Consider the following 17,571-nt stretch of genomic DNA (forward strand, 5'->3'; position numbering starts at 1 on the left):
AATAGATCTGAGCCATAACAATAAAATAATAGATGTTAACTGTCATGAAATGAGTCATTTTTCATCATTTTAAGTTTAATGATTTTTAAAGGATTAAAGTCACTATGGGTAAAATTAGCAACCTATATAAATTCAGAAAGGATAGCGTTGAAATGGCGCAAATGAATTTAGATTATCTAATCAAAAATGGATTTATTGATAATCCCATTTGCCGTTATATGTCGCGTAGTGAATTTTTCTTTCTCTTTTTCCGTTATTTATTCGCATTAATGGTCATTGTATTTCTAGTAACGGTTTTATTTCCTGATTTGACTGATGAAGTTTTGTACTTTTCAGTGTCGTCCTTCTTTGCCGTGCTTTCATTGGTGTTAGTGCTACCTTGCTCATACCGCTTGGCCAGCCAAAAGTTAAGTCCTTATTTATTAATGTTCCACGTTCTTCCGTTCGCTTGTTATTTTTCGTATGGTTTATTGACGTTTTTCTTATTGGGTTCATTTTTACTTTATCTGATATTTATCAATATTTTTGACATAAAACCACTCACATGCGAACGTAGAAAACAATGGGCTGCTGCTTTACCTAACGAATATCCATTCGGATTGGCATTGATCAGTTTTAGTTTATTATATCTAAGCTTTTTTCTGTTATTTGAGTTAGATGATGCCGTTATTGCGCTAATGATGTTGTCATGGATTTTCTTTTTATTGGCTAAATGGTATTGGCCGGTGGTGGCATTAAATATCGTGGGAGCCGTCGGTTTATTTTGGTTTTTCTCGTCAGGATTTGTGGAAGTAAAGCATCATAAGAATATTATTATCGATGCACTTATTAAGGTTTCTTTACTGGACAGTATTTTATTTCTAATTTTCTCACTCAGTTTATTTATTAATATCTTATTTTGGCTGGAAGCTAGACAACGTGAACAGCAACCTATCGTGCATAGAGAGTAAAGGTTAGATTTTAATCAATAAGTTGGCAATAAAAAGCCGGTCAGGGTACCCGTGACCGGCTGTTCGTCTTCTAGCTTAATGTCACTTTACTTGCATGCCTGGTTGAGCACCGTTGTCCGGGCTAAGCAGGAAGATATCATTGCCGCCAGGGCCAGCTGCCATCACCATACCCTCTGATATACCAAAGCGCATTTTGCGTGGAGCCAGGTTCGCTACCATCATGGTGAGCCGGCCTTCTAAGACCTTTGGATCAGGGTAAGCCGAACGAATACCAGAGAATACCTGGCGCGTCTCACCGCCGATATCCAGTTTCAGTTTCAGTAGCTTATCTGAACCCTCGACAAAATCTGCTTGTTCAATCAGCGCGATACGCATATCTACTTTAGCAAAATCATCAAAACTGATGGTTTCCTGGATCGGGTCATCGGCCAATGGACCGGTTACCGTCACTGTTGTCGCCGCCATATCTTCTTTAGAAGAGGCGACCATTTCGTTCACTTTGTCCAAATCAATACGGTTAAACAGCGCTTTAAAAGTATTGATTTGATGACCTAACAGGGGTTGCTCGATGCTATCCCAAGTTAATTCAGTGTTGAGGAAAGCCTCTGTACGTGCGGTCAGCGCAGGTAGCACTGGCTTGAGGTAAGTCATCAGGACCCGGAACAGGTTGATGCCCATGGAGCAAATAGCTTGCAAGTCAGCATCACGGCCGTCTTCTTTCGCCACAACCCAAGGAGCCTGTTCATCAACATAGCGGTTGGCAACATCGGCCAGTGCCATAATTTCACGAATCGCTTTGCTTGATTCGCGGCTATTATAAGCATCCGCAATACTGACGGCGGCATCCGTAAAGGTTTTGTATAACTCAGGGGAAGCAAGGTGATCAGCTAACTTGCCAGCAAAACGCTTGCTAATAAAACCGGCATTACGGGAAGCCAGGTTGACCACTTTGTTGACGATATCGGCATTGACGCGCTGGACAAAATCTTCCAGATTCAAGTCGATATCATCAATACGTGAAGAGAGTTTCGCCGCGTAGTAATAGCGCAGGCAATCGGCATCCAGATGTTTCAGGTAAGTGCCCGCTTTAATGAATGTGCCACGGGATTTCGACATTTTTGCGCCGTTTACCGTGACATAACCATGGACGAACAGGTTGGTTGGTTTGCGGAAATTACTGCCTTCCAACATGGCTGGCCAGAACAAACTATGGAAGTAAACAATGTCTTTACCGATGAAGTGATACAGATCGGTTGTAGAATCTTTACGCCAGAATTCATCAAAATCTAAATCGCCGCGCTTATCGCACAGATTTTTGAATGCCCCCATATAGCCGATAGGGGCATCAAGCCAGACGTAGAAATATTTACCTGGCGCATCGGGGATTTCAAAACCGAAATAAGGCGCATCACGGGAGATATCCCACTGTTGTAGGCCCGATTCAAACCACTCCTGCATTTTATTGGCAACTTGTTCTTGCAGTGCGCCGGAACGTGTCCAAGCTTGCAACATATCGCTGAAAGCAGGTAAGTCGAAGAAGAAATGTTCAGATTCGCGCATGACCGGCGTAGCACCGGAAACCGCAGATTTTGGATCAATAAGCTCAGTCGGGCTGTAAGTTGCACCACAAACTTCGCAGTTATCGCCATATTGATCCGGCGCTTTACACTTCGGACAAGTGCCTTTCACGAAGCGATCAGGCAGGAACATGCCTTTCTCAGGATCATAGAGCTGAGAAATAGTGCGATTCTTTATATGACCGTTCGCTTTTAGGCGGCTGTATATCAGGCTCGACAGTTCACGGTTTTCATCACTGTGAGTCGAGTGATAGTTATCATAACTGATAGCGAAACCGGCGAAATCTTGTTGGTGCTCCTGGCTCATCTCAGCAATCATTTGCTCTGGTTCGATACCCAGTTGCTGAGCTTTCAGCATAATTGGGGTGCCGTGGGCATCGTCTGCACAGATAAAATGAACCTGGTTGCCGCGCATTCGCTGGAAACGGACCCAGATGTCTGCCTGGATGTGCTCGAGCATGTGACCGAGATGTATAGAACCGTTAGCGTATGGTAGCGCGCACGTCACCAATATTTTTTTCGCGACTTGAGCCATAGTGGGAAATTGCTTTCTTTATGTCGATTAAAGGGTCTTTGATGTTAACCGATATACTGGCTCGTCGCTAGGGTAGCAAACCTGCACTTTGCCTTAAGTTATAATCGATTTACTTTGACGACACAGGTACGACGGAGTTCTGGTACACTATTATTGGCTAATACGATAAATTCTGTTGGTTAATAACGATAAATTCAAGGAGCCGGGATGAGCCAAAAATCCCCCGAGCAGACCACCCCTGACCTGCTGCAATTACAAATTTCAAAGGTTATTGCTACCTTTAAACACCCAACCTTGCAAAAAAGCCTGACCGAGCTGCGCGCTATTCATCACTGTGCATTATTGGACAATGTGCTGCATATCGAGCTGGTGATGCCTTTTGCCTGGCAATTTGGTTTTGATGCATTGAAAGAGTCAGTCAGCGGAGAATTGCTGGCAGTGACCGGTGCTAAAGCCATTGACTGGAAACTTTCTCATAATATCACCACGCTAAAACGTGCCAATGATCAACCTGGTGTGAAAGGCGTGCGCAACATTGTCGCGGTCAGTTCCGGTAAAGGCGGGGTGGGGAAATCCAGCACCGCGGTGAACCTGGCACTGGCCTTGGCGGAGGAGGGCGCAAAAGTCGGTATTCTGGATGCTGATATCTATGGTCCTTCCATCCCAAATATGTTGGGTACCACTCAGCAGCGGCCAACTTCCCCCGATGGCAAACATATGGCGCCGATTATGGCCCACGGTATCGCCACTAACTCGATTGGTTATTTGGTGACCGACGAAAACGCTATGGTGTGGCGCGGCCCGATGGCTAGCAAGGCTTTAATGCAGATGCTGCAAGATACCTTATGGCCTGATTTGGATTATTTGGTCATTGATATGCCGCCGGGTACCGGTGATATTCAACTGACGCTGTCACAGAATATTCCGGTCACCGGCGCGCTGGTGGTGACCACGCCACAGGATATTGCCTTGATTGATGCTATGAAAGGCATCGTGATGTTTGAGAAAGTGCATGTGCCAGTGCTGGGTATTATTGAGAATATGAGCATGCATATTTGCAGTAATTGTGGCCATCTGGAGCCTATCTTTGGCACCGGTGGGGCAGAAAAACTGGCGCAGAAATATCATTGCAAACTACTGGGCCAAATTCCGCTGCATATCTCACTGCGCGAAGACCTTGACCGCGGCGAGCCAACCGTTGTCAGTCATCCTGATAGCGAATTTGCTGATATCTATCGCCAACTGGCATCCAACGTTGCGGCAGAAATGTACTGGCAGGGCGAAGCCATTCCGACGGAAATTTCATTCCGCGCGGTGTAATCGCGGTTATTTTTCTATCTAAAGTCTTTGGCGTTGTGCAGTCAACACCACGGCCACGCCAAAGACGCAGGGTATTGTGCTGGCATCAAACCCGTTAACTCCTTATAATTGGCGCGATCGAAGCACTTAGCGTGCTTTGTCTCCCCCCACACTTCGTAATCAGGTCTTTAATTTTATGACTGACAAAGCACACCAGTGCGTCATTATCGGGATAGCGGGTGCCTCAGCCTCCGGAAAAAGTCTTATCGCTAGTACGCTGTATCGTGAATTGCGTGAACAGGTTGGTGACCAACATATTGGCGTCATTCCTGAGGATGGTTATTACAAAGACCAGAGTCACCTGTCAATGGAAGAGCGGGTCAAAACTAACTATGACCATCCCAGCGCCATGGATCACAATTTATTGCTGGAACATCTGCAATCGCTGAAAGCGGGTAAGTCGATTGAACTGCCGCTTTACAGTTACACTGAGCACACACGTAAAAAAGAAACCGTCCATTTAGAACCGAAAAAAGTGATTATTTTGGAAGGGATCTTGCTGTTGACTGATATTCGTCTGCGCCAGGAAATGAACTTTTCTATCTTTGTCGATACCCCTTTGGATATCTGTTTGATGCGCCGCATGAAACGTGATGTTAATGAGCGTGGCCGTTCAATGGACTCCGTCATGGCTCAATACCAAAAGACAGTGCGCCCAATGTTCCTGCAGTTTATCGAGCCGTCCAAGCAATATGCTGACATTATTGTTCCGCGCGGCGGCAAAAACCGGATTGCGATCGATATTCTAAAAGCGAAAATTAGCCAGTTCTTTGAGTAATGTTCGTCTGGATCTTTGCTTCTTAATATGGCAGCTTTCATAGTATGCAAGCTGTAACATGCGAATTTTGATGGAGATTTTAGCAATGAGACTGTGCGACCGTGACATAGAAGCCTGGCTGGACAGCGGTAAATTGGGGATCGACCCTCGCCCGCCAGTAGAACGTATTAATGGTGCGACAGTCGATGTCCGCTTAGGGAATAAATTCCGTGTCTTCCTCGGGCATACTGCGGGGTTTATTGACTTAAGCGGCCCGAAAGATGAAGTCAGCGCAGCGCTGGAACGGGTCATGAGTGATGAAATCATTCTACCTGAAGGGGAGGCATTCTTTCTGCATCCTGGTGAGTTAGCACTGGCGGTTACACTGGAATCAGTGACTATCCCCGATGACCTGGTCGGCTGGCTTGATGGGCGCTCTTCCTTGGCCCGTCTTGGGTTGATGGTGCATGTGACCGCCCACAGAATAGATCCCGGCTGGCAAGGCAGGATTGTGCTGGAATTCTATAATTCAGGTAAGTTGCCATTGGCACTGCGCCCTGGAATGCTGATTGGTGCGTTGAGTTTTGAGCCACTCTCTGGCCCAGCGGCTCGTCCTTACAATAGCCGTCAGGATGCCAAATATCGTGGCCAACAAGGCGCGGTAGCCAGCCGTATTGATGAAGATTAGCCCTTTTCTCGCTGAGATTTTTGCCTGATAAGACTTTTAGCTCGATAAGACTTTTAGATCGATAAGACAAGAGGATGTCATGAGACGATTACTAACGACGTTGATTATCCTGCTGGTTGTGTTGGTGGCAGGAATGAGCGCATTGGTATTGCTAGTAAATCCTAATGACTTTCGTGCTTATATGGTCAAACAGGTTGAGAGAAAAAGTGGTTATCATCTGCAACTGGACGGTGATTTACGTTGGCATGTCTGGCCACAACTTAGCATCATTGTTGGCCGGACGGCACTAACGGCCCCCGGTGCTGCTGCGCCGGTAGTCAGTGCTGAAAATATGCGCCTGGATGTCAAACTCTGGCCACTGTTATCGCATCAGCTTGATGTTAAACAGGTAATGTTAAAAGGTGCTGTTATCCGTTTAACGCCGGATAGTGAGGCACAGCAGGAACCAGGGGCGCCGGTTGCACCAGCGGGCAATGCCCCGCTCGATGAACATCGCGCCTGGAAACTCGATATCAATAAAGTCCAGGTTGCTGACAGCCTGCTAATTTGGCAACGGTCAGATAATGATCAAGTGAATGTCCGTGATATTAATCTTGAACTTAGCCAAGACCCTCAACGACAAGTCCATATAACACTCGACAGCCGTGTTAATCGTAATCAGCGGGATCTCACTTTCTCCTTGGTTGCCGACGCAGATATGCGCCATTATCCGCAGCAGTTCAGCGCGAGTATTAGCCAATTTACCTATAAATTGGAAGGTGCGGATATTCCTGTCGGTGGTGTGAGCGGCCAGGGGACATTACAAGCCAGTTATCAACGCGATATTCAGCAATTATTGCTCAATCAACTGAGTTTCACTGCAAATAATAACCAACTGACAGGCAGTGCCAAAGCGACTTTGGGCCCAGTTCCTGAGTATGTTATTAATCTGGCTGCTGATAATCTCAACTTGGATTCCATTTTCGGTTGGGAGCCTAAGAGCACCGCCAGCGCTAAAGCGACAGCTAAAGTGGCAACGGTAACCTCACCCGTCATTGCAGCTCAAATCGATGATGATGTTGGGCAGGATTTAGAGGCATTACGCGATTTTTCGGCGCAAATGACACTGACTGCGAATAATATGGTTTATCGTGCAATAAAAGTCAGTCAATTGAATTTACAAGCATCAAACCAACAAGGTGATGTCCAGATTAACCGTTTAACGGGCAGCGCATTGGGCGGTGATTTTTCACTACCAGGCTCATTGGATGTCACGGGCAAGAAAGTCCTCATCGCTATTAACCCAGTGATAAACCATATGGAATTAGGCCCGGTATTGGCGGCAGGAGATTTACCGCAGATGATGACGGGTAAATTCTCCATGAAAGCGCAGCTGTCTGGCGATGGCATTAATGTTAAGGCTTTCACTCATCGTTGGAATGGGAATGCGCAGTTCAGCATGAATGATGCAAAGTTAGAGGGGCTGAATATTCAGCAACTCATTCAGCAGGCTGTCACCCGGAGTTCCAGTGATGTTCAGGCTCAAGAACGCGACGAGCGCTATACTGCGGTTAAACAGCTGCAAGCGAATTTGGCCCTGAATAAAGGGCGGATGAATATCAGTAATCTGGTAGCTGATTCTATGTTGATTTCGGTTAAAGGCAGTGGAGAACTCAATTTACCGGCGCAACAAGCTGACATGAATTTATCAGTACGAGTGATGCAAGGTTGGAGCGGGCAAGATAGCCTGGTCAAAATGCTGCAAAATACGGACATTCCACTGCGTATTTATGGCCCATGGGCTCAACTCAGTTATCAATTGAATGTTGAGCAGCTTTTGCGGAATGAATTACAACAGCGGGCTAAAAAAGCACTCAATGACTGGGCTGAACGTGCTCAGCAGAGCCGCGGAAGTCAGGATCTCAAAAAGCTGATTGATAAGCTGTAAAAAGAGCATCATCTCCGATAGCAATGAAAGTTATCGGAGGTGGTGGTCTGATTTTGTTATCTTCCAGTTATGATATTGTTCGTCAGTCTCGCCTTTCTAAACATAAAATCCTCTCTCTTGCTCACAAACTAACATTTGTTTCTAAAATCTCTGCGAATCATTGATAGATGTCATAAACTCGCCCATGGACTTTGGGCAGAGTGCAGAGCGATTTCTGTGTTTTAACAATCAACAATAATGATTTATTCCCCAAGTGATTGGCATGCCTCTGATGGTGTTGAAAGCGAAGGGTATTTAGCAACAGGCGAGTTTTCGGTAAGAGAGGGTATATGCTAGATCTTTTGATTGGGGTTGTAGTGGCCATTGGTGTTGGCCGTTATATTATTAAAGGCTACTCAGCCACCGGCGTACTGATGGTCGGGGGTTTACTGTTATTAATTATCAGTGCCTTGATGGGCAAAAACGTATTACCTGCCAGTGCAACGCCGACCGGTTGGCGGGCGACAGACATTGTTGAATACGTCAAAATCTTGTTGATGAGCCGTGGCGGCGACCTCGGCATGATGATCATGATGTTATGTGGTTTTGCTGCGTATATGACTCACATAGGCGCGAATGATGTGGTAGTTAAGATTGCATCCAAACCACTGCAAATGATCAACTCCCCGTATTTATTGATGGTCGCGGCTTATATTGTGGCCTGTTTAATGTCTTTGGCGGTGTCATCGGCCACTGGGTTGGGCGTATTATTGATGGCAACATTGTTCCCAGTGATGGTTAACGTGGGTATCAGCCGGGGGGCTGCAGCTGCAATTTGCGCATCACCCGCAGCTATCATTCTTGCCCCAACCTCTGGCGATGTAGTGCTCGCAGCGAAAGCTTCTGAAATGCCACTGGTCGATTTTGCCTTTAAAACGACATTACCGATTTCCATTGCCGCCATTGTCTGCATGGCTATTGCTCACTTTTTCTGGCAGCGCTATCTGGATAATAAAAGTCAGGAAAAGCATGAGATGATGGATGTCAATGACATCACGACCAATGCCCCGAGCTTTTACGCCATTTTACCTTTCACACCCATCATTGGCGTGCTGATATTTGATGGTAAATGGGGGCCGGAACTGCACATCATCACGGTATTGGTCATCTGTATGCTGATTGCTGCAGTGATTGAGTTCTTGCGCAGCTTCAATGCAAAAACGGTCTTTACCGGACTTGAAGTTGCTTACCGGGGGATGGCTGATGCATTTGCGACAGTAGTCATGCTGTTAGTGGCTGCAGGGGTATTTGCACAGGGATTGAGTACCGTTGGTTTTATCAGTGGGCTGATTGGATTGGCGCAATCATTCGGCACAGGTGGCATTATTATGATGCTGGTATTGGTCACTATCACCATGCTGGCGGCCATGACGACGGGCTCAGGTAATGCACCATTCTATGCATTTGTTGAATTGATCCCGAAATTGGCAGCACAAATGGGAATTAATCCAGCTTATCTGGTGATCCCAATGCTACAAGCTTCAAATTTGGGGCGTACGCTGTCGCCGGTTTCTGGCGTGGTGGTTGCAGTGGCGGGGATGGCAAAAATCTCACCTTTCGAAGTAGTGAAACGCACCTCAGTTCCGGTATTGGTTGGGCTAGTGGTGGTGATTGTCGCCACTGAGATTCTGGTCCCCGTGCACTTATAACGTCTGCGAATTGCCATAAAAAGAGCAAATAATCATAAAAAAACCGGGTGGCAATAAGCAACCCGGTTTAATTTTCATCATTTACACAGCTAATTTCTGTGACCTAAATATTCTGCTACCCGCAAATCACACTTCATAATCAGGGTCAGGAACTTTCAGCGGCGTTATCTTCACCTTTAAGATACGGTGGCTGCTCACCTCAATGGGCTCAAACAGATAGTCACCAATTTTCAATTGTTCACCGACCTGAGGGATCCGCTGGGTATACTCCATCAATAATCCAGCTAATGTATGATACTCACGTTTATCATCGATCGGCAGTGGTAGGTAGAGCACTAAATCTTCCAACGGCATATAGCCATTGGCTATCCAGCAGCCATCATCAGTTTGTTGAATATCATGACGGGCATCTAACTCCTCACCTGCAACAGGCAAATTACCTGCAATGGTTTCCATCACATCGGTTAGGGTCACCACCCCTTCGATAGAGCCAAATTCATCCACCACGAAGGCAAAATGGGTTTGTGCCTGGCGGAATTGTTCAAGCGCCATCAGCAATGAGACTTGCTCAGGGAAAATTAAAGGTTGGCGAATTAGCGCTCTTAAGTCGAGTTTTTCATTGGTTAATTGTTGTTTCAATAAATCAATTACGTGAATCACGCCGAGCGGTTCATCTGTTGAGCTATCTTCAGTGACGACAATTCGGGTATGCATATTTTTTGTCAGCAACTGAGCCAATTTTTCTGGCGGATCATTCAAGTCGAGATATTCAACATCATGGCGTGAGGTCATGATGCTACTCACAGTCCGCTGTGCCAGGCCTAATACCCGCTCAATCATCCGGCGTTCTTGTTGGTTGAACACCTCTTGACCCACCCGAGTATTATCAGCAATCAGATTAGCTGTATGATTATCCAATTCAGCTTCTTCGTGCTTGCCACTGAGCATACGCAGCACCGCCTCTGCTGTCCTTTCACGTAAAGGGCGGACAGTCGACAGGAAGCGGCGGCGGTTGAATTGTGCAAACTGATTTAGCGATTCAATAATGACTGAGAAACCAATGGCCGCATACAGATAACCTTTCGGAATACGGTAGCCAAAGCCTTCAGCCACTAAACTGAAACCTATCATCAGTAAGAAGCTCAAACAGAGAATGACAATCGTTGGATGCGCATTCACAAAGCGGGTCAACGGCTTACTGGCTAATAGCATCAGGCCAATTGCAATACAGACCGCAGCCATCATAACTGCAAGGTGATCGACCATGCCGACGGCGGTAATCACTGAATCGAGAGAGAAAATAGCATCCAACACCACAATCTGTGCTACGACGGGCCAGAAACGTGCGCCTTTACGTTGCTGATTTTGTTGATGATCCTTGCCTTCAAGGCGCTCATTAAGCTCCATGGTGGCTTTGAATAGCAAGAAGATACCGCCGATTAACATGATCAAGTCACGCGCGCTGAACGGATGCCCAGAAAGTGTGACAAATGGCGCAGTTAATGTCGCTAACCAAGAGATACTCGCCAATAACACCAAGCGCATTAACAATGCGCACAACAACCCTGTTACTCTGGCTTTATCTCGTAAATGGCGGGGGAGCTTCTCCGCCAAAATAGCAATAAAGATTAAATTATCAATACCCAACACAATTTCGAGCACAACCAGCGTCGCTAGCCCCGCCCAAATAGTAGGATCTGCGATCCATTCCATATATCTAACTTCACCTTTTATTTCTACGAATTATGACATTAAAACGAATAATGGGCGCTGAGAGCATAAAATTCAATATCCAGCCCTGCGATAACTTAAAGCGACGAACTTTCGTTAGACAACTGGCAATGAAATGAAGTGCAATTCTCATCAGTGTGGGATGAAAAGCAATCAATTATGTAGGAGGATATTTCTGTTTAATGCATTGATTCGGTTTATTCTTAAAAAAGTTTTATTAGTAAGCAAATTGCGTAAGATTAATTTAACAAAGTGTTAAGGTGGAATATAATAAATGACGAGAACGTCAATGTTTCGGAGTCAGACTATTGAACTTCGAACAACGTAATACATTGAAATAATATATAAATATAGGGATTCTGTAATTTGAATTACAGTCTACACTATTGGTACTGTGAGTTGGTATTTGTAGATATTTGAAGCCCTGCTCAGTGACTACACCAGAAAAGGTATGGTAGATGGATAAGAAATTGAAAGCAGTCATTCCTGTTGCCGGGCTTGGCACCCGTATGTTGCCAGCAACTAAGGCTATTCCGAAAGAAATGCTGCCAGTGGTCGATAAGCCTCTGATTCAATATATCGTAGATGAATGTGTTGCCGCCGGAGTCAAAGAGATCGTGCTGGTAAGCCACTCGTCCAAGAATGCGATAGAAAACCATTTTGATACCTCATTTGAATTGGAAGCGGCGCTGGAGTCACGGGTTAAGCGGCAGTTATTAAAAGAGATTAAAAATATTTGCCCACCCGATGTCACAATTATGCAAGTGCGCCAGGGTCATGCCAAAGGGCTTGGGCACGCAGTACTTTGTGCTCAACCGATAGTGGGCGATAATCCCTTTATTGTGCTGCTGCCGGATGTGTTACTTGACGATTCAACCGCTGATTTGTCTAAAGAGAATCTTGCCAGCATGATTCAGCGCTTTGAGAAAACTGGGCATAGCCAAATCATGGTTGAGCCGGTGCCTCAAGCGGACGTTTCCAAGTATGGTATTGCTGACTGTGGTCATGTCGACTTAAAACCAGGTGAGAGTACCCAGATGACAGCTGTGGTTGAGAAGCCTTCTGTAGCTGATGCGCCTTCTAATCTTGCTGTGGTCGGGCGCTATGTGTTGTCTAAAGATATTTGGCCATTATTGAAAAAAACGCCTCGCGGTGCTGGCGATGAAATTCAGCTTACTGATGCCATTGCGATGTTAATGGAACAAGAACCTGTTGAAGCTTTCCATATGACCGGTAAATCTCATGATTGCGGCGACAAATTAGGCTATATGAAAGCCTTTGTCACTTATGGCGTTCGCCATAACACCGAAGGTGAAAATTTTACTGCTTGGCTGAAAAAACAAACCGATTAACATCGGTTTAGTGCCCAAATATATACTTATTTTAAATTTGCATTGAAAATCAGTGGGTTAATTATGACCAAATTGAAAGCAGTAATCCCTGTGGCCGGTTTAGGCATGAGAATGCTTCCCGCGACCAAAGCCATTCCCAAGGAAATGCTACCTATTGTCGATAAGCCATTAATCCAATATGTCGTTAACGAATGTGTGGCTGCCGGTATTAAAGAAATTATTTTAATCACTCATTCGTCAAAGAATGCAGTCGAAAACCATTTTGATACTTCTTATGAGCTAGAGGCCATGCTGGAGGCGCGTGTTAAGCGCCAATTATTGGAAGAAGTGCAATCTATCTGCCCGCCGGGTGTGACGATTATGCACCTTCGCCAAGGGCACGCTGAAGGATTAGGTCATGCTGTATTATGCGCTAAACCACTTGTAGGAGATGAACCATTCGCGGTGTTGTTGCCGGATGTGTTGATTGATGACGCAAAGTCGAATTTAACCCGAGATAATCTGGCTCAATTGGTTAAACGTTTCGAAGAAACCGGCAATAGCCAGGTATTAGTTCATTCGCTTGAACCAGAAGCTTTATCAAACTACTCGGTTATTTCTTGTGAGAAAGCCAATTTAGAACCGGGTGAAAGCAGCCGTATTAAGGCCATGGTAGAAAAACCGCAAAGCCCAGTTGACTTACAGTCTAATCTGTCTGCTGTGGGGCGCTATGTTCTGTCTGCAGATATTTGGCCACTGTTGGAGCAAACCAAGCCCGGAGCCTGGGGGCGTATTCAACTGACAGATGCGATTGATGCTCTGGCTGCGGTTAAACCTGTGGAAGCTGTTGGATTAACCGGTGAGTCTTATAACTGTGGTGAGAAACTCGGTTATATGCAGGCATATGTTGCTTACGGCCTACGTCATCCAAAGCAAGGCGCTGAGTTTAAAGCCTGGCTGAAAGAATTTTTGGCGTAAGCCAACGAGAGATAAATGAAAAGCGATCATCGTGATTGCTTTTTTTTTCTACAAATCAGCATGATAAATTAAATCATATTCACCGTTTACTTTGATAAAGCAAACGTGTGCGAACAGCAACTAGTCAGTTGTGCTATCTATCGCACCAATCACTACCCAGCTGACATAATCCTGAGTTAACATGTTTCCCACATCAAAAACCTGTTGGCTTCAAGGCTGATAACAGGTGTCATCTCTTCAGACAGGAGTTTTTTAATGTCCAAACAACAGATCGGCGTTGTCGGTATGGCAGTGATGGGCCGTAACCTGGCGCTCAATATCGAAAGCCGCGGCTATTCCGTCTCTATTTTTAACCGTTCATCAGACAAAACCGACGAAGTGGTTGCTGAGAACCCAGGTAAAAACCTGGTGCCGAGTTACACCGTTGAAGAGTTTGTTGATTCACTGGAAAAGCCGCGCCGCATCCTGCTGATGGTGAAGGCGGGTGAAGCCACTGACAAAACGATTGCCTCACTGACGCCGCACTTGGATAAAGGCGACATTCTGATTGATGGTGGTAATACTTACTATAAAGACACCATTCGTCGTAATCGCGAACTTTCTGCGCAAGGTTTTAACTTTATTGGTACGGGTGTTTCCGGTGGCGAAGAGGGGGCATTGAAAGGCCCATCCATCATGCCTGGTGGCCAGAAAGAAGCCTACGAGTTGGTTGCCCCTATTCTTGAGAAAATTGCTGCCCGTGCTGATGATGGTGATGCTTGTGTTGCTTATATCGGTGCCGATGGTGCTGGCCATTACGTTAAAATGGTTCACAACGGCATCGAATACGGCGACATGCAGCTGATCGCCGAAGCTTATTCTCTGTTGAAACAGTCTTTGGGCTTGAGCAACGAAGAGTTGGCAAGCACCTTTGCTGAGTGGAATAAAGGTGAGCTAAATAGCTATCTGATTGATATTACTAAAGAAATCTTTACCAAAAAAGATGAGGATGGTAAATATCTGGTTGACGTCATCCTGGATGAAGCCGCTAACAAGGGTACCGGCAAATGGACTAGCCAAAGTTCTCTGGACTTAGGCGAGCCATTAACATTAATTACTGAGTCTGTGTTTGCCCGCTACTTATCTTCTCTGAAAGATCAGCGTGTTGCCGCTTCTAAAGTGCTGACCGGCCCGACAGTGAAACCTTTTACTGGCGATAAAGCTGAGTTTATCGAGAAAATCCGTCGTGCGTTGTATTTGGGTAAAATCGTTTCTTACGCACAAGGTTTCTCTCAGTTGAAAGCCGCCTCTGAAGAAAATAATTGGAATCTGCATTACGGCGAGATTGCCAAGATTTTCCGTGCGGGTTGCATTATTCGTGCTCAGTTCCTGCAAAAAATCACTGACGCGTACGCAGAAAATGCGGATATCGCAAATCTGCTGTTAGCTCCTTACTTCAAGAAAATTGCTGATGAATACCAGCAAGCACTGCGTGATGTTGTGTCTTACGCGGTTCAAAATGGTATCCCTACGCCGACATTCTCTGCGGCGATTAACTATTACGATAGCTACCGCTCAGCCGTGCTGCCAGCTAATTTGATTCAGGCGCAGCGCGACTATTTCGGTGCACATACATACAAACGCACTGACAAAGAAGGTGTATTCCACACCGAGTGGATGGAGTAATCTATTTAGCTGCTACTGTGCTTTGCCTTAATTGGTTTTTTGGTGAAGACGGTTCGATAGCTTAAAACAGGCGGAATACTGAAGAGTAAAGCATCCGCGCCAAGACGGCGCGGCTCGAGCCTCCAAGAATGGATTAACGGCCGTCTTTACGATCTGAGTATTTCTCCTGTCTTACTACGGGTAGCTCAAACTTCGGTGCTTGATAGCTGCCCAATAAAAAACGCTCCCGATGATAAGTCGAGAGCGTTTTTTTATCTACGATCAAACCAATAATAAAATTACTTCTCGTGGCGTTCCCGCAGGCGGCCAATCACTTTACTTAGATCCAAATCCTGATCTTGTAATAACACCAACAGGTGATACATCAAATCTGATGCTTCATTCGTCAATTCTTCACGATCATTCACTGTGGCAGCAAGGGCAGTTTCTACACCTTCTTCGCCCACTTTCTGCGCGATACGCTTAGTCCCGCTGGCATACAGTTTTGCAGTGTAAGAACTGGCGGGATCTGCTGATTTACGCGATGCCAACAACTGCTCAAGTTGATACAGGAAACTCCAATCACTGGCCGCAGGGGCGAAGCAACTGTTATTGCCCAAATGGCAGGTTGGGCCGATAGGATTGACCAGAATCAGCAAAGTATCATTATCGCAGTCAGGGTAGATATTTACCACATTCAGGAAATGGCCGGAGCTTTCGCCTTTGGTCCATAAGCGCTGTTTAGTGCGAGAGAAAAAAGTCACTTTGCCGGTGTCTTGTGTCACCGCCAGCGCTTCTTTGTCCATATAGCCCATCATCAGAACTTCACCGGATACGGCATGCTGAACGATGGCTGGCATCAGATTGTCGACTTTTTCCCAATCCAGTTGGTTAATTTGTTGTTCGCTTAACACACTCTTATCTCCACACCTTGTTCAGACAAATACTTTTTCAATTCGCCGATATTAATGATTTGCTTATGGAATACCGAGGCCGCCAGCGCGCCATCGACATCCGCATCGCGGAATGCTTCGAGGAAGTGCTCTGGTGTCCCGGCCCCGCCAGAGGCGATTAGTGGGACATGACAAAGAGTTCGCATCTGTTTCAACTGGCGCAAATCATAGCCGTTACGCACGCCATCTTGATTCATCATATTGAGTACAATCTCACCGGCACCGCGTAATTGGACTTCTTTTACCCAATCGGCGGTCTGCCAGGTGGTAGCTTTGGTCCGTTTTTCATCACCGGTAAATTGATAAACTTGGTAACTATCACTTTCTGCGTCATACCAAGTATCAATACCTACCACGATGCATTGTACGCCATAGCGCTCGGCCAGTCGGGTAATTAATGTTGGATCAGCCAGTGCTGGTGAGTTGATGGAGATTTTGTCCGCACCGAAAGTTAGGATTTGACCGGCATCTTCCACACTCTTAATTCCACCTGCGACGCAGAACGGAATATCAATCACTTCCGCAACCCGTGATACCCAGCTTTTGTCGACCACCCGGCCATCAGAGGAGGCAGTAATATCGTAAAAGACCAGCTCATCAGCGCCTTCTTGCGCGTAGCGTTGTGCCAGAGGCACGATATCACCAATGATTTCATGATTGCGGAACTGGACGCCTTTAACCACTTGGCCGTCTTTGACATCCAGACAAGGAATTAACCGTTTTGCCAGCATGCAATTGCCTCCTTCACGTTAAATTTACCGTCCAATAACGCGCGGCCCACGATCACGCCTTGTACACCACTGCCACGCAAACGAGCAATATCATCCAGACAACCAATGCCTCCGGAGGCCTGGAATGCCACTTGCGGGTAACGCTGGCACACTTCCTGATACAGCTCGACATTCGAGCCACTTAAGGTGCCATCGCGTGAGATATCGGTGCAGAGCACATGTTTTAGGCCGAAAGGTAGGTATTGCTCAACAATCTGCTCTAGCGTGGCATCTGAATTTTCCTGCCAACCGCTGATGGCGACTTCTTTGCGGCCTGCATCATTAATGCGCACATCCAGCGCCAGCACAATGGCCTCCGCACCGTAGCGTTCAAACCATTGCTGTACCATTTCCGGTTTTTTGACCGCGGTTGAACCCACCACAACGCGTGTTGCGCCAGCTTCCAGCAGTGCGACGACATCTTGCTCATTACGGATGCCGCCACCCACTTGCACCGGCACATCAACACCGGCCAGTAACTCACGTAATAATGGGATCTGGCGAGCTGCGGGGTCTTTAGCGCCAGTAAGATCAACTAGATGCAATACTTGAGCACCTTGCTGCTGATAATCCTGTAAGCGCGGCAAGGGATGATTGCCATAGTCGCGCTGTTGACCGTAATCGCCCTGATGCAAACGCACCACCTTGCCTTCGATCAAATCCAAAGCGGGAATAATCATGGT

Annotated in this window: 14 protein-coding genes; 9 read left to right on the forward strand and 5 right to left on the reverse strand. The window is 46.2% G+C overall.

The annotated features are described in order from the left end of the window. Positions 1-104 precede the first annotated feature (104 nt). A complete protein-coding gene (locus DX162_RS13345) occupies positions 105-950 on the forward strand; it encodes a hypothetical protein (RefSeq protein ID WP_004388766.1) in 846 nt (281 codons plus the stop codon). An 81-nt stretch (positions 951-1,031) separates the two neighbouring features. On the opposite strand, the gene metG is transcribed toward DX162_RS13345, so the two are convergent. Beyond that, on the reverse strand, positions 1,032-3,062 hold the full coding sequence (metG, locus tag DX162_RS13350) for a methionine--tRNA ligase (protein WP_098081212.1): 2,031 nt from the start codon (positions 3,060-3,062) through the stop codon (positions 1,032-1,034). Positions 3,063-3,269: 207 nt separating this feature from the next. On the opposite strand from metG, the gene apbC reads away from it, so the two are divergent. From apbC to dcuC, 5 genes are all read left to right on the forward strand, one after another. Beyond that, positions 3,270-4,382 (forward strand): iron-sulfur cluster carrier protein ApbC, encoded by a 1,113-nt coding sequence (apbC, locus tag DX162_RS13355; protein WP_004388769.1) that lies wholly within the window; start codon positions 3,270-3,272, stop codon positions 4,380-4,382. 175 nt (positions 4,383-4,557) lie between these two features. Beyond that, positions 4,558-5,199, forward strand: a complete 642-nt coding sequence (udk, locus tag DX162_RS13360; protein ID WP_004388770.1) for a uridine kinase — start codon at positions 4,558-4,560, stop codon at positions 5,197-5,199. Positions 5,200-5,284: 85 nt separating this feature from the next. Continuing rightward, the gene (gene dcd, locus DX162_RS13365; RefSeq protein WP_032818998.1) at positions 5,285-5,866 is read left to right on the forward strand and encodes a dCTP deaminase; all 582 of its coding nucleotides are present in this window, start codon (positions 5,285-5,287) and stop codon (positions 5,864-5,866) included. A gap of 79 nt (positions 5,867-5,945) precedes the next feature. After that, positions 5,946-7,793 carry an outer membrane assembly protein AsmA gene (gene asmA, locus DX162_RS13370; protein ID WP_032819000.1) on the forward strand — a complete coding sequence of 616 codons (1,848 nt, stop codon included), beginning with the start codon at positions 5,946-5,948 and terminating at the stop codon, positions 7,791-7,793. Between the two features lie 329 nt (positions 7,794-8,122). Beyond that, complete coding sequence (dcuC, locus tag DX162_RS13375; RefSeq protein WP_032819001.1) at positions 8,123-9,481, forward strand: anaerobic C4-dicarboxylate transporter DcuC; 1,359 nt, start codon at positions 8,123-8,125, stop codon at positions 9,479-9,481. A gap of 126 nt (positions 9,482-9,607) precedes the next feature. Here dcuC and DX162_RS13380 read toward each other — a convergent pair whose 3' ends face one another. Further along, positions 9,608-11,194 (reverse strand): TerC family protein, encoded by a 1,587-nt coding sequence (locus DX162_RS13380; protein WP_004388775.1) that lies wholly within the window; start codon positions 11,192-11,194, stop codon positions 9,608-9,610. A 476-nt stretch (positions 11,195-11,670) separates the two neighbouring features. Between DX162_RS13380 and galU (DX162_RS13385) the strand changes: the two genes are divergently transcribed. The 3 genes from galU (DX162_RS13385) (at position 11,671) to gndA (ending at position 15,186) form a co-directional block, all read left to right on the forward strand. Continuing rightward, entirely contained in the window at positions 11,671-12,564 is an 894-nt protein-coding gene (gene galU, locus DX162_RS13385; protein WP_004388776.1) for a UTP--glucose-1-phosphate uridylyltransferase GalU, read from the forward strand. Positions 12,565-12,627: 63 nt separating this feature from the next. Beyond that, entirely contained in the window at positions 12,628-13,521 is an 894-nt protein-coding gene (gene galU / locus DX162_RS13390) for a UTP--glucose-1-phosphate uridylyltransferase GalU (RefSeq protein WP_032819003.1), read from the forward strand. A gap of 255 nt (positions 13,522-13,776) precedes the next feature. Continuing rightward, positions 13,777-15,186, forward strand: a complete 1,410-nt coding sequence (gene gndA, locus DX162_RS13395; protein WP_004388778.1) for an NADP-dependent phosphogluconate dehydrogenase — start codon at positions 13,777-13,779, stop codon at positions 15,184-15,186. Between the two features lie 278 nt (positions 15,187-15,464). Here the strand turns inward: gndA and hisIE are convergent, their stop codons facing one another. The 3 genes from hisIE to hisA are packed head-to-tail and all read right to left on the reverse strand — an operon-like array spanning position 15,465 to position 17,568. Next, on the reverse strand, positions 15,465-16,079 hold the full coding sequence (gene hisIE, locus DX162_RS13400) for a bifunctional phosphoribosyl-AMP cyclohydrolase/phosphoribosyl-ATP diphosphatase HisIE (RefSeq protein WP_032819005.1): 615 nt from the start codon (positions 16,077-16,079) through the stop codon (positions 15,465-15,467). Next, positions 16,073-16,849, reverse strand: a complete 777-nt coding sequence (gene hisF, locus DX162_RS13405) for an imidazole glycerol phosphate synthase subunit HisF (RefSeq protein WP_032819006.1) — start codon at positions 16,847-16,849, stop codon at positions 16,073-16,075. The genes hisIE and hisF overlap by 7 nt, the downstream gene beginning before the upstream one ends. Further along, complete coding sequence (gene hisA, locus DX162_RS13410) at positions 16,831-17,568, reverse strand: 1-(5-phosphoribosyl)-5-[(5-phosphoribosylamino)methylideneamino]imidazole-4-carboxamide isomerase (RefSeq protein WP_004388783.1); 738 nt, start codon at positions 17,566-17,568, stop codon at positions 16,831-16,833. Before hisA ends, hisF begins: the two co-directional genes overlap by 19 nt. Between the last annotated feature and the right edge of the window lie 3 nt (positions 17,569-17,571).

This window comes from Yersinia kristensenii, from assembly GCF_900460525.1.
Taxonomy (GTDB): Bacteria; Pseudomonadota; Gammaproteobacteria; order Enterobacterales; family Enterobacteriaceae; genus Yersinia; species Yersinia kristensenii.

Bases quoted from the DNA above. Each gene is read 5' to 3' on its own strand.
- apbC (WP_004388769.1), top strand. From the start codon at position 3,270: ATGAGCCAAAAATCCCCCGAGCAGACCACCCCTGACCTGCTGCAATTA.
- galU (WP_032819003.1), top strand. From the start codon at position 12,628: ATGACCAAATTGAAAGCAGTAATCCCTGTGGCCGGTTTAGGCATGAGA.
- dcuC (WP_032819001.1), top strand. From the start codon at position 8,123: ATGCTAGATCTTTTGATTGGGGTTGTAGTGGCCATTGGTGTTGGCCGT.
- udk (WP_004388770.1), top strand. From the start codon at position 4,558: ATGACTGACAAAGCACACCAGTGCGTCATTATCGGGATAGCGGGTGCC.
- dcd (WP_032818998.1), top strand. From the start codon at position 5,285: ATGAGACTGTGCGACCGTGACATAGAAGCCTGGCTGGACAGCGGTAAA.
- hisF (WP_032819006.1), bottom strand. From the start codon at position 16,849: ATGCTGGCAAAACGGTTAATTCCTTGTCTGGATGTCAAAGACGGCCAA.
- hisA (WP_004388783.1), bottom strand. From the start codon at position 17,568: ATGATTATTCCCGCTTTGGATTTGATCGAAGGCAAGGTGGTGCGTTTG.
- galU (WP_004388776.1), top strand. From the start codon at position 11,671: ATGGATAAGAAATTGAAAGCAGTCATTCCTGTTGCCGGGCTTGGCACC.
- metG (WP_098081212.1), bottom strand. From the start codon at position 3,062: ATGGCTCAAGTCGCGAAAAAAATATTGGTGACGTGCGCGCTACCATAC.
- DX162_RS13380 (WP_004388775.1), bottom strand. From the start codon at position 11,194: ATGGAATGGATCGCAGATCCTACTATTTGGGCGGGGCTAGCGACGCTG.
- gndA (WP_004388778.1), top strand. From the start codon at position 13,777: ATGTCCAAACAACAGATCGGCGTTGTCGGTATGGCAGTGATGGGCCGT.
- DX162_RS13345 (WP_004388766.1), top strand. From the start codon at position 105: ATGGGTAAAATTAGCAACCTATATAAATTCAGAAAGGATAGCGTTGAA.
- asmA (WP_032819000.1), top strand. From the start codon at position 5,946: ATGAGACGATTACTAACGACGTTGATTATCCTGCTGGTTGTGTTGGTG.